Annotated in this window: 12 protein-coding genes; 8 read left to right on the top strand and 4 right to left on the bottom strand. The window is 36.8% G+C overall.

What is annotated here, in order from left to right:
• Nucleotides 1-767 precede the first annotated feature (767 nt).
• From G4D61_RS12920 to G4D61_RS12905, 4 genes are all read left to right on the top strand, one after another.
• Nucleotides 768-2,411, top strand: coding sequence for a spore germination protein (locus G4D61_RS12920; RefSeq protein WP_163174144.1), 1,644 nt, complete (start codon nucleotides 768-770; stop codon nucleotides 2,409-2,411).
• Complete coding sequence (locus G4D61_RS12915; RefSeq protein ID WP_035355896.1) at nucleotides 2,401-3,615, top strand: Ger(x)C family spore germination protein; 1,215 nt, start codon at nucleotides 2,401-2,403, stop codon at nucleotides 3,613-3,615. The genes G4D61_RS12920 and G4D61_RS12915 overlap by 11 nt, the downstream gene beginning before the upstream one ends.
• A 13-nt stretch (nucleotides 3,616-3,628) precedes the next feature.
• Nucleotides 3,629-4,762 carry a GerAB/ArcD/ProY family transporter gene (locus G4D61_RS12910; protein ID WP_025727057.1) on the top strand — a complete coding sequence of 378 codons (1,134 nt, stop codon included), beginning with the start codon at nucleotides 3,629-3,631 and terminating at the stop codon, nucleotides 4,760-4,762.
• Nucleotides 4,763-4,836: 74 nt separating this feature from the next.
• Nucleotides 4,837-5,067 carry a hypothetical protein gene (locus G4D61_RS12905; protein ID WP_163174142.1) on the top strand — a complete coding sequence of 77 codons (231 nt, stop codon included), beginning with the start codon at nucleotides 4,837-4,839 and terminating at the stop codon, nucleotides 5,065-5,067.
• Between the two features lie 67 nt (nucleotides 5,068-5,134).
• Here the strand turns inward: G4D61_RS12905 and G4D61_RS12900 are convergent, their stop codons facing one another.
• Nucleotides 5,135-5,503, bottom strand: coding sequence for a YuzC family spore coat inner layer protein (locus tag G4D61_RS12900; RefSeq protein WP_025727055.1), 369 nt, complete (start codon nucleotides 5,501-5,503; stop codon nucleotides 5,135-5,137).
• A gap of 100 nt (nucleotides 5,504-5,603) precedes the next feature.
• Here G4D61_RS12900 and G4D61_RS12895 point away from each other — a divergent pair, with 100 nt between their 5' ends.
• Entirely contained in the window at nucleotides 5,604-5,987 is a 384-nt protein-coding gene (locus G4D61_RS12895) for a hotdog fold thioesterase (RefSeq protein WP_163174140.1), read from the top strand.
• A gap of 190 nt (nucleotides 5,988-6,177) precedes the next feature.
• Here the strand turns inward: G4D61_RS12895 and G4D61_RS12890 are convergent, their stop codons facing one another.
• On the bottom strand, nucleotides 6,178-7,395 hold the full coding sequence (locus tag G4D61_RS12890) for an MFS transporter (RefSeq protein WP_163174149.1): 1,218 nt from the start codon (nucleotides 7,393-7,395) through the stop codon (nucleotides 6,178-6,180).
• A gap of 177 nt (nucleotides 7,396-7,572) precedes the next feature.
• Nucleotides 7,573-7,962: a kinase-associated lipoprotein KapB gene (gene kapB / locus G4D61_RS12885; protein ID WP_025727052.1), complete on the bottom strand. Its 390-nt coding sequence runs from the start codon at nucleotides 7,960-7,962 to the stop codon at nucleotides 7,573-7,575.
• Between the two features lie 181 nt (nucleotides 7,963-8,143).
• Between kapB and G4D61_RS12880 the strand changes: the two genes are divergently transcribed.
• Entirely contained in the window at nucleotides 8,144-8,743 is a 600-nt protein-coding gene (locus tag G4D61_RS12880) for a peptidylprolyl isomerase (protein WP_035348223.1), read from the top strand.
• A gap of 447 nt (nucleotides 8,744-9,190) precedes the next feature.
• On the opposite strand, the gene G4D61_RS12875 is transcribed toward G4D61_RS12880, so the two are convergent.
• Nucleotides 9,191-9,472, bottom strand: coding sequence for a helix-turn-helix domain-containing protein (locus G4D61_RS12875; RefSeq protein ID WP_231472984.1), 282 nt, complete (start codon nucleotides 9,470-9,472; stop codon nucleotides 9,191-9,193).
• A gap of 173 nt (nucleotides 9,473-9,645) precedes the next feature.
• Here G4D61_RS12875 and yugI point away from each other — a divergent pair, with 173 nt between their 5' ends.
• Both yugI and pruA read left to right on the top strand, forming a co-directional pair.
• Nucleotides 9,646-10,035 (top strand): S1 domain-containing post-transcriptional regulator GSP13, encoded by a 390-nt coding sequence (gene yugI, locus G4D61_RS12870; RefSeq protein WP_025727050.1) that lies wholly within the window; start codon nucleotides 9,646-9,648, stop codon nucleotides 10,033-10,035.
• A 298-nt stretch (nucleotides 10,036-10,333) separates the two neighbouring features.
• Nucleotides 10,334-11,878 (top strand): L-glutamate gamma-semialdehyde dehydrogenase, encoded by a 1,545-nt coding sequence (pruA, locus tag G4D61_RS12865; RefSeq protein WP_163174138.1) that lies wholly within the window; start codon nucleotides 10,334-10,336, stop codon nucleotides 11,876-11,878.
• Nucleotides 11,879-11,882: the final 4 nt, after the last annotated feature.

The raw sequence follows: 11,882 nt of genomic DNA, 5'->3' as shown, positions 1-11,882 counted from the left end.
AGACAGTTAAAGGTTTAATTTATTCAACCTTTAACCGTCTAATAATTTAATGGACTTTTTCAGTGCCCTCGCTGCACGCCTGTGGGGTCTCATCTATCCTGCTTTTCCCGCAGGAGTCTCGCATCCTTTCGCTTCAATCAACGGTTTTAATTAACAAAAGTAATGTCAGTCAACGTTCTTTGTTTTCGTTAACTTGCTTTTTCATCAAAAAGGAGTTGTTGATCTCCGATTCAGGATGCTCGCTTTCTGCGGCCCTTCTCTAAGTTCTCGTATTTTCCGCTTAGATTAATTAGAACATATTATAGATTAAATTTAAAAAGGTCAGACAACCTCTTTACTTTTGTAAAGAAGATGTTTGACCTTTTATTGTTTTCATTTATCGCGTTTCACCTAAATTTTTACCAAAGATTGAGAATAGAAGTCTTAACACATACATGATAAATAAAAGCACTACAATCATTTTTGCATTCGTGTGCATAGTAGAAAAAAGCCCGAATGGATGTTTTAGCGCGTACATAAATGAGTGAATAATGATGAAGTCAAAAAAAGCTAAACAAAGATAAGAACTTACACTTGCAACAAGGAATACCTCTAGGATTTTCAATTGAAATCAATCCTTTTCATAATTCTTACAAAATGAACCATACTAGTTAATACATTCTTGATTTTCAAGATCACTATTTATAGTCTGCGCATATATCCTTTTCGTACACATGATGACTAGTGGCTTAAAGGGTAAAATTTGGATTATGAAATGAGGAATCAACATGCCATTCTGGTGGAAACGATCTGCAAAAAAGAAAGCGGATAGACAGAATACTACTGAAGACACACAAAAAATTGATATCGGAACGAACCTTCCTCATGAAAAAATGAGCACGGACCTTAAAAAAAATATTGATCATATTAAAAAGATAACGGGTAATAGTTCAGATATTGTTATACACGAACTTACTTTAGGAAAAAAAACGAATATATCGGCAGTAATCGTTTATATTGATGGACTTGTGGATAGTCCCGTCATTAATATAAGTCTGTTAAAAAATATTATGGACGAAAAGGAAATTGATGATTGTTGGACTAATAAGCATACGTTTTTAAATGAACTACAAAAAAGGACGATCAATATTGGCAGTGTAAATACTGTATACAATTGGGATGATCTCTTTCATCAATTGGCTTCAGGTGACACGATTTTGTTAGTTGATCATGTTTTTGGAGCTTTAAACATTAGTACAAGGGGCGGAGATAAACGTTCGATCGAAGAACCAGCTACAGAAGTAACGGTTCGCGGTCCACGAGATGGTTTTACGGAATCACTTAGAACAAATACTACGTTGATTCGAAGACGTATTAAAAGTCCAAATCTATGGGTAGAGTCAATGAAAATCGGTACGGTAACACAGACCGATATTGCATTAATGTATATAAATGGCATTGCGGATGAAGAAATAATCGATGAAGCGCGGAAAAGGTTAAAGGGAATTCGTATTGATTCTATTTTAGAATCAGGGTATATTGAACAATTCATTGAAGACCGGACATTTACAACCTTTCCTACCCTATATCACACTGAACGTCCAGATGTGGTTGCTGCCAATTTATTAGAAGGCAGGTTTGCCATCGTCGTTGACGGTACACCATTTGTATTAACGGCTCCTGCCATTTTCATAGAATTTTTCCAGTCCGCTGAGGATTATTACTCAAGATTTGATATTGCAACAGCAATTCGTTTTTTAAGGGTTTTAGTGTTTGCCATTTCGTTAATTGGTCCAGCTATTTATATTGCAGCGACAACCTTTCACCAAGAGATGCTTCCAACATCGCTCATTTTTACACTTACTGTACAACGGGAATTGGTTCCTTTTCCAGCTTTTGTCGAAGCGGTCATGATGGAAATTTGTTTTGAAATATTGCGTGAAGCTGGTTTGCGTTTACCGAGACCGATTGGACAAACAGTTTCAATCGTTGGTGCCCTTGTTATTGGGCAGGCGGCTGTACAGGCCGGGATTGTTTCTCCAGCGATGGTTATTGTTGTATCAATTACAGCAATTGCAAGCTTTGCTACTCCATCATTCGCAATTGCGATATCTGCGCGCCTTATTCGCTTCCTGTATATGATGCTTGCGGCTATTTTCGGTTTTTATGGCATTATTATGGGACTAATCGTCATGATCCTTCACCTCTGCAGTTTAAGATCATTTGGCGTTAATTATATGACGCCATTTGCACCATTCCGAAAAGCCAATTTGAATGATACAGTTATTCGATCACCACTTTGGAAGCTACAAAAAAGGCCACAAGATATTAGTAAAAATAATGTAGTCCGCCAAGCGAATGATCAAAGGCCGCTCCCGCCAATTGGAAAACACCAATTTCATAAAGGGAAAGGTGATCAAAATGAAAATTAGACCATTCATACTATCCATTATGATGATTTGCATGCTTAGTTTATTGTCAGGCTGTTGGGGACAAAATGAATTGTCTAATTTGGCACTCGTTAATGCAATGGGGATAGATAGGACAAAGGATGGGCAGATCCTTATTACTTTTCAAATTATTAATGCGCAAAATATTGCGAGCGTCCAAGGGGGAGGGGTAGCACAAGGCCCAACTGTGACAATTTATCAAAGTAAAGGGGGAAATCTCCTTGAAGCAAATCGCCAAGCAACGAATAAGATTTCAAGAATCATGTATTATTCACATGCGAACTTACTTGTGATTGGCGAGGAATTAGCGAAAGAGGGCATTTATCCTTTGTTAGACGCATTTGAAAGAGATAAAGAATTTCGGAATACGACAACGGTAATTATTGCACGGAATGGAAGGGCTTCTAATTTTTTAAAAGTGCTGACACCAATCGATAAAATACCGACAGATAAAGTGAATAAAACATTAAATAATGCTCAAGAATTATCAGGCGGAAAATTAAAATCAGTTGTTAGTGGCATCATCGAGGATGCTACTACACAAGGGATAGAACCAATAATTGGAAGTTTCGAAATGGTAGGGAATATGAAAAAAGGAGAGTCACAAGACAGTTTAAACTATACAGATACTCCCGCACATATAGTAAGTTCTGATCTCGGTCTTTTCAAACATGGCAAGTTAATTGATTGGGTCGGAGGTTATCGTGCGCGAGCGATTACGTGGATGTTAAAGAAAACAGAAGGAACGACGGTGCCATTAAAATGGAAGGGAAGTCCATATGCATTAGATTATAAAGTAAAGGAAAGTGAACCAAACATAAGTGTTACATTAAAAAATGGAAAACCACATGTCAATGTGACGCTAAAAGTAATTGGAAATATTGAAGAAGCAACTCGTCCTATTAGTTTAAAAGATCCAAAACAATTATCTCAATTACAAATGATGATTAATCATAAATTAGAAAACCAATTAGAGGACACCGTTCATTATGTCCAGGGGCAGAAGACCGATGTATTTGGATTCGGAGAACTAATCTATCGTAAATATCCGGGTGTTTGGAAAACAATGAGTAAAAATTGGGATGATGAGGGTTTTCCTAATTTATCAGTATCAGTCCATGTTCAATCTCTCGTCCGCCACTCTGAGTTGCGTAGTGATCCTTTTACTTCCAATATTAAAGAATAAGGTTTGGTGACATATGGAAAATGCAAAAATATCAACTTACCAATTATTTGTTTTGATCTTGTTATTTGAAATGGGAAGTTCTCTTGTGATTGGAACTGGAATCTCGGCAAAACAGGACGCATGGTTAGCAACATTAGGAGGAATGGTAGGAAGTCTGTTTTTATTTCTGATTTTTTATAAAATCTATCAGTATTACCCAGGGACATCCCCACTTGATATTTATAAAACGGCATTCGGTAAGTTCCTTGGGTGGATAATTGGATTTGCATATGCAAGTTATTTTCTTTATATTGCTGCACGTGTATTAAGAGATTTGGGAGAGATGCTTGTTACTGTTTCATATTCAGAGACGCCTTTATTAGTTATAAACTTTATCATGATTTGCGGCGTGCTTTATGGTGTTAGAAAGGGAATTGAAGTGATTGCCAGAACAGGTGAAATTCTCTTTTCTTTTCTCTATGTTTTAGCTGTTGTCGGGTTCATACTCATCATTTTTTCCCAGCTAATTGATGTCAGTAAACTGAAACCTGTTTTAGAACATGGTCTGACACCAGTATTAAAAAGTATATATAGCGAAACATTATATGTTCCATATGGAGAAACAGTTGTCTTTATGGCATTATTTCCATATATTAAAGAAACGAAAAAAATTAAACCAATTGGAATATCAGCAATAACATTAAGCGGCATTAACTTAGCGCTTACGATGGTGATTAATATTGCCGTTTTAGGTATTGATGCTAACGAGCGCTCTCCATTCCCATTGCTGTCAACGATCCAAGAAATACGAATTGCTGAATTTTTAGAAAGACTAGATGTGTTTTTCATGCTTGCTTTAGTAGTAGGAGGATTCTTTAAAATATCGATATACTTTTATGCATCGCTCACTTTTTATGCACAATTATTTAAAATTGATCGTTATCAGAATATAGCATATCCCCTTACGCTCATTGTTCTTTGTATGTCAATTATGGAGGCAACAAGTTATGCAGAACATATAGAAGAAGGTTTAAGACTTGTTCCAATTTATTTTCATATTCCTTTTCAAATCATCATCCCGGTTATCCTGTTAGTTACAATTTTTATTAAAGTAAAATGGAAGAAAAGGAAGGTTAAACAGAGAGGTGCCCAGTCGACAATGTCGTAAACTAGGTTATAGAAGCCCAGTCTATTTTTTTATAGATGCATAAATTAAATTGAGTAAGAAAAAGGAGGTATACGATGAACCCACATACACCATATCCTACACGATTTTTCCCATTTTTTGGTGGTCCATTAGTGGGCGGCTTTCTTGGAGGGCTACTAGGGAGCGCACTTGTTCTTCGGCCTAGACCGTTTTTTCCATATCCTCCAGCAGCGCCTCCTGTTCCATATCCGGCTTATCCGCAATATGGAGGAGGATATCCACCATATGGAGCATTTGGAGGAGGGCGTCCACCATACGGCTACTAAAAAATGAACAGATAGCGAAAGCAGTCTGATATCATCTTTCACAATCATAAGATGATGTCAGACTTTTTTATATCCACCGCATTTTTATTTGCAATTGGCAGCAAGAATCAGGGGTAGGATGAGCTTTTGTTTGATAAAAAAAAGTAAGAACTAGACCATCAGGGCTAAAATGAGCGATTGGACTATACGGCGTCTGGATACTTTTAACAAGTCGATTTACCTCGGCAATATTAGATCCTTGTGCCGCATTCATTAATCTTGTCGAAAAGTCTTTTGAACGAGCAATGTGATTTACAATTGTTTGGGCGCTATTCATCATTTCATGAATGCGCATAGCTGAATTCATAAATTGATTCGTATCTGGTGATGGATATTGTCTGTATGGTATTGTATATGTAGGATATGGGGGGAAGATGTTATAATAATATGGGTACAAATGTCACACCCTCTTTCGTAGAACATTCAATACTTTAATGTATGCTGTAAAAATCATTGATATGTTATCGACAAGTCTATTTAAAAAAAGGGATGGAATCATGGAGACAAAAAATACTTTAATTGATGTGCTAGGGATCAATATTATTGAAAATTCAAATGGTAAAGTTGTTGCAACAATGGCTGTAAATGAAAAAACGAGACAGCCGTTTGGTTATTTACATGGGGGTGCATCGGTTGCTTTAGCTGAAACGGTCGCCAGCTTAGGAGCTGCTCATTTGATTGATCTTGACAAAGAAATTTGTTTTGGTTTGGAAATTAACGCTAATCATATTCGTTCAAAGAAGGACGGTACCGTTACAGCAATTGCAAAAGTCGTTCATCACGGTAAAAGTACACAAGTGTGGGAAATACATATTCAAGATGAGGAAGAAAACCTTATTTGTTTATCAAGATGTACAATTGCAGTCGTTGCGAAGCGCTAACTGTATAATAAAAGTCTGGTTTCGTAAACTTTAGTGCTCCTTATCAAGCTATTCATAAAGTGATTGGAGCGGAAGCTGCGAGGCTCCTCCGGGAAAAAGCGAGCATCCTGCAGCGGAAATCAATCCCTTCCTAAATAAAAAGAGTCTGGTATCATAACAAAGTGCGATCCTTCATTATGATGCCGGACTTTTAATGATGATAGCTACGGTGTAATTCATGATGTTGTTCATGACGAACAGAATAGAATAATAACAGGAATCCTAAAATAAATAGTGTTCCAGTTACATAGAAAACAGAAGATATTCCACTTATTCCAGAGACTACTCCCCCTAACAATGGTCCTGCAACATTGCCTAAAAAACGAAAGCTTTGGTTATACCCGAGTACTTCACCTTGCATGTTCAGCGGAGCTTCAATGCGAATAAAAGCAACAATGCTAGGATTCATACCGCCGACGACCATGCCAAAAAGAAATCTCAAGATGATTAATTGCCATAAATGGCTGACAAGCGCTTGAGGCGCCATAAAAAGACATGCTAGTAATAGCAGAATGAGTAGTACTTTTTCATGCCCGTATTTATCACCTAATGAACCCCATTTTCTTGTTAATAATAGATTGCCAAAACCTGTTGCGGAGAAAGCCATTCCAGACAAAAGCGCAACATTTCCAGCGCTTGTCAGATGACTAACATAAAGAGCAAGCAATGGTTGAACACTAAAATTGGCCATTTGAATGATTAAGGCGATTATCATAACAGTAAATAAAATTCTCCGGTTAATAATCCGTTTTAATACAGCGATCGGTGAAACGTGAACATTGGTTTTTTGTTTGGCTGCTTGCCGCTTTTCTTTAATACCGAATACGACACCAAAAGCTGCGCAAGAAATTGTAATAGCTGTAATGATAAATGTATAGTGAAAACCAAATTGATCTGCGATTGTTCCGCCGATCATAGGACCGAATAAGCTGCCCGAAACATTCCCCATTTGTAAAGTTCCGAGAATTTTCCCTGCTTTTTCTTTAGGGGTTTGTGCAGAAATTAATGCCATAGAAGTAGGAATAAATCCAGTAACGATTCCCATGCATAAGCGGGTTATAAATAATCCAATCACACTATGGGTGAACCCCATGCAAAAGATACTTGCGGCAATGCCAAATCCAGTAATGATTAAAGTTGGCTTAAAGCCGTAGCGATCGCCGATGCGTCCCCAAATAGGAGACATAAAAAAGGCTACCAAAAAAGTAACACCGAAAATATATCCAGCCCATCTCTGAACATATTCATCATGAAAATGCCCAAATGTTTTAATATATAGCGATAAAAATGGGATAATCATTGTTGTACTTGCTCCAACTAGAAAGTTGCAGACGAACATAATCCATAAATTTCGCTTTTCAATATTTATAGAAATAAGTATTCTCCTCCCGTAAATAGTCTTGTAAGTAGCTCACAAAAGTATTTCGTTAACCTAAATATTATTATATATGAACTATTCAAGAGTTCAATGAAAAAGTTTCGAAAATCGAAATAAATAGGCTGCAAAAAGAAGAATCTAACAACGAATTGTCAGATTCCCATCAACTTAAAATGTAATATTGTACATTAACTCATACTCTTTTATAATGCTGTTTAATGCTTCAATGCTTTTCTTCGCATATACTGTATCTGCGGGTTGCAGCTTCTCTATTAATTCTTTTACAGCTGCCTGCAGAGATGCTTTATAATCCGGAATTTCGCCATCAAATGGTTTTACTGTTTTAATTGGTATATTTGTCTGCTCCAGGTAAGCTAGAGCCTTTCTTTCATGAAAAAAGGGAACATCCCCTTCGTTTGGGTGATGCAAGTCACCTTGTGCAGGATGGCGCAATACAGCAAGAACTTTAAATACATAATGATCTGGAAAAACTTCGGTAATTTCACCGATATATTTTCCTGTCTTTTTATTTGTTACAATCTTGTCCCCAACGTTCAATATAACTCCTCCTGTACGAAAAATATTGTTATTTATATTATGAAGGAACTTGTCCAAAACTAAAAGTATGGAAGCTTAAAGAAAATTTTTCTTATTTCTAAGAAAGCTTTTGGACTTTTATTGTTAATTTTAGTAAAGTTAGGACAGGATATTGAAAATATTTATTGGAGGTTATATACATATGACAGAACAAGTTACATATCCACAGTTGACAAATGAAGTGTCTGAAAATGAAAAAGTAGTTGAAATGCATACAAATATGGGGAAAATTAAAATCAAATTATTTCCTGAATTAGCGCCAAAAACAGTTGAAAACTTTGTTAAACATAGTGAGAATGGTTACTATGATGGCTTAATTTTCCACCGTGTTATTAATGGCTTTATGATTCAAGGCGGAGATCCAAGCGGAAATGGAACTGGCGGCGAAAGCATTTACGGAGCACCGTTCGAAGATGAATTTACGCCGCAGTTATTTAATCTTCGTGGAGCATTGTCAATGGCAAATGCAGGCCCAAATACGAACGGAAGCCAATTTTTCATTGTTCAAAGTGAAACAGTTGATCCTAGTATGAAAGGACAAATGGAGCAAGCTGGCTATCCTGCTGAAATTGTTGAGGCATATATGGAAAAAGGGGGAACTCCATGGCTAGATTTCCGTCATTCTGTATTTGGCCAAGTAATTGAAGGCATGAACGTAGTCGATGAGATTGCAAACGTTAGAACGGGAATGCAAGACAAACCGCTTCATGATGTCATTATTGAAAAAATTGTCGTATTATAAAAATGGAGAGGCTGGGACAAAACTCAAAAGTGGTTAGCTAAAGACGAACATTGCACAAATCAGCTCCGGAAATATACGTAGACTCCTGCGGGAGGATAGGCATCGGTGAGACCCCGAAGTGCATGAGCACGAGGAGGCTCACCAGCCGCCCGCGGAAAGCGAAGTATATTTCCGGAGCGGGGTTGGAGCGCAATATTCGGGTTTTCTTTAGTTAATATACTTTTGTCCAAGCCTCTTTAATAATCATCTTCATCTCAGCTACTTTTTCTTTACATTGTTCAAACGGAATCATTTTTTCACAAAAAAAGGACGAGCTATAAAAAGCTCGTCAAAAATATTAAAAGGGGGAATACTTGAATAGTGTAAGCCTCCGTTAGGCGCCTCCACTAAAAAGAAAGCATTGTAATAACATCATTACCATTTGGAAAATATTTTAAACATATAAATTTATTTTTTTTCAACTGATTCTAAAAAGACAGAAGCAGCAACGTCTAAAACAGTCGAAAGTTTCAATATCGTTTGTTGAGTTGGTATTTGTTTATTTTGTTCATAATTTTCAAGAGTTGTTTTTCCAATTCTTGCCTTTAATGATAATTCTTCAATGCTTAAACCTCTTTGTTCACGATAAAATTTGAGTTTTTCTCCCAAGGTCGACAAAGAAATCGCTCCCATCCTATATAAATGTAAATTATCATTCAACATCATTCGCCATTTTTTATTATTTACCATTATTTTAACACATATTAAATATATTTTAAGAATTTTTCATAAATTATTCAATTTAAAGATTTAATAATATGTAGGGAAAAGTAAAAATGGATTAGGCGGTTTTAATTACGTTAAATCTATGCTATAATGAATCATTGCATATAATGGTAATAATAATAATTAGGAGTGTTTGCATGTCAACAAATTATGAAGCAGGTAGTATAGTAACTGGTAAAGTAGTAGCAATTAAACCATTTGGAGCGTTCGTTGCTTTAGATGATGAAAAACAAGGTCTTGTCCATATTTCTGAAATTAAACACGGATTCGTTAAAGATATTAATGATGTGTTAACAGTAGGTGAAGAAGTTAACGTTAAAATCTTATCAATCGATGAAGAAAGCGGAAAAATTAGCTTATCTATTAAAGCGACTGAAGAAGCACCAAAAAGTCAACCGAAAAAGCCTCGTCGCCAAGGTGCTGTAAAAGCAACTACTGAAGAAAGTACTGAAGGATTCAATACACTTCGTGAAAAATTGCAAGAGTGGATTGAAAAATCCGAACGCAAAGATTTAATTAAAAAATAATAGCGAATTTGATTTTTTTCCGAGCTTGTAGAGCTCGGATTTTTTTATGCGTAAGTGGTGATCTACGTATATTCCCCAACCTTTCTAACTTCAGCCTCATATATTTATTCATTTTAGGTTCTCTCTATTTCCGCTCTTTATAGTGAATGTTTATAAGTATATATTATATTTTCTGAATATACGGGAATTTATTGATTGTATAAAGTAATTGAATAATACGAAACCCTCTACATTATAAATAATATGAGACCTTTTATAGAACGTCTTTTACTCATTTTTCATGAAGGGAGAGCGGCATATGGTTCCGTACAAACATGAAGCTTTGACAGATTTCACAAAAGAAGAAAATCAAATGGCGTTTAAGGAAGCATTAAAAAAGGTGGAAGGAGAATTAGGGAAAGAATACCCTTTGCGAATTGCTGGAGAGCATGTGTTTACTAATGAAAAAATTATTTCTTTTAATCCAGCTAATAAAAATGAAGTGATCGGCTTTGTTAGTAAAACAGATCGAGCACTTGCCGAAAAAGCGATCGTATCTGCTGCACAGACATTTGAATCGTGGCGGAAGGTAAAAGCTGAAGTGCGTGCAGATATTTTGTTTAAAGCCGCAGCAATTGTCCGCCGCAGAAAACATGAATTTTCCGCGTATTTAGTGAAAGAAGCAGGGAAACCATGGATTGAAGCAGATGCAGATACGGCAGAAGGAATAGATTTTATGGAGTACTATGGTCGGCAAATATTAAAGTTAAAAGATGGAGCTCCTGTTCAAAGCAGGCAAGGGGAATATAACCGCTACAGCTATATTCCACTCGGTGTCGGTGTTGTCATTTCCCCGTGGAATTTTGCTTTTGCAATTATGGCAGGGACAACAGTGGCCGCCCTTGTTTCGGGAAACACTGTCCTTTTAAAGCCAGCATCAACAACTCCTGTTGTTGCAGCAAAATTCGTAGAAGTGTTAGAAGAAGCAGGCTTACCAAAAGGTGTATTACATTTCATTCCAGGGAGTGGTTCAGAGGTTGGTGATTATCTTGTCGATCATCCCCAAACACGTTTTATCAGTTTTACGGGCTCTCGTGATGTTGGAACACGAATTTATGAAAGAGCAGCAAAAGTAAATGAAGGTCAAATATGGCTGAAACGAGTTATAGCAGAAATGGGCGGTAAAGATACGATTGTTGTTGATAAGGAAGCAGATTTAGATTTAGCAGCACAATCGATTGTTGCCTCGGCATTTGGATTTGCAGGACAAAAATGCTCAGCATGCTCACGTGCTGTTGTTGTCGAAGATGTCTATGACCAAGTATTGCAAAAAACAATTGAACTGACGAAAAACTTACATGTTGGGGATCCGACTCATTTCCAACATACAGTGGGGCCTGTTATTGATCAAGCAGCATTTGCTAAAATTTTAAACTATATTGAGATTGGTAAACAGGAAGGACGTTTAAATGTTGGGGGAATAGGTGATTCAGAGAAGGGATTTTTTGTCCAACCGACTATTTTTTCTGACTTGGAACCAGAAGCTAGAATCATGCAAGAGGAAATTTTCGGACCTGTCGTTGCATTTTGTAAAGCGAAAGACTTTAATGAAGCGCTCATGATCGCAAATAATACTGATTATGGTTTGACTGGATCTGTCATATCAACGAATCGCGAGCATATTGAAAAGGCGCGCGAAGATTTTCATGTTGGCAATCTTTATATTAATCGAGGTTGTACAGGAGCGGTTGTCGGCTATCAACCATTTGGCGGCTTTAACATGTCAGGAACGGATTCGAAGGCTGGAGGGCCAGACTACTTGCTGCTACATATGCAGGCAAAAACCGTTTCAGAAGCTTTATAAAGGT

Origin of the sequence: Heyndrickxia ginsengihumi (genome assembly GCF_011008565.1) — a bacterium.
In the GTDB taxonomy this organism is placed as follows: domain Bacteria; phylum Bacillota; class Bacilli; order Bacillales; family Bacillaceae_C; genus Weizmannia; species Weizmannia ginsengihumi.
Note: the sequence above shows the minus strand (reverse complement) of the source record. Positions and strands in the feature narration are given on the sequence as shown.

What these genes read in the sequence shown, in the direction of transcription:
- yugI (WP_025727050.1), top strand. Translation starts at nt 9,646, where the DNA reads ATGTCAACAAATTATGAAGCAGGTAGTATAGTAACTGGTAAAGTAGTA.
- G4D61_RS12880 (WP_035348223.1), top strand. Translation starts at nt 8,144, where the DNA reads ATGACAGAACAAGTTACATATCCACAGTTGACAAATGAAGTGTCTGAA.
- G4D61_RS12875 (WP_231472984.1), bottom strand. Translation starts at nt 9,472, where the DNA reads ATGGTAAATAATAAAAAATGGCGAATGATGTTGAATGATAATTTACAT.
- G4D61_RS12920 (WP_163174144.1), top strand. Translation starts at nt 768, where the DNA reads ATGCCATTCTGGTGGAAACGATCTGCAAAAAAGAAAGCGGATAGACAG.
- pruA (WP_163174138.1), top strand. Translation starts at nt 10,334, where the DNA reads ATGGTTCCGTACAAACATGAAGCTTTGACAGATTTCACAAAAGAAGAA.
- G4D61_RS12910 (WP_025727057.1), top strand. Translation starts at nt 3,629, where the DNA reads ATGGAAAATGCAAAAATATCAACTTACCAATTATTTGTTTTGATCTTG.
- G4D61_RS12915 (WP_035355896.1), top strand. Translation starts at nt 2,401, where the DNA reads ATGAAAATTAGACCATTCATACTATCCATTATGATGATTTGCATGCTT.
- G4D61_RS12895 (WP_163174140.1), top strand. Translation starts at nt 5,604, where the DNA reads ATGGAGACAAAAAATACTTTAATTGATGTGCTAGGGATCAATATTATT.
- G4D61_RS12905 (WP_163174142.1), top strand. Translation starts at nt 4,837, where the DNA reads ATGAACCCACATACACCATATCCTACACGATTTTTCCCATTTTTTGGT.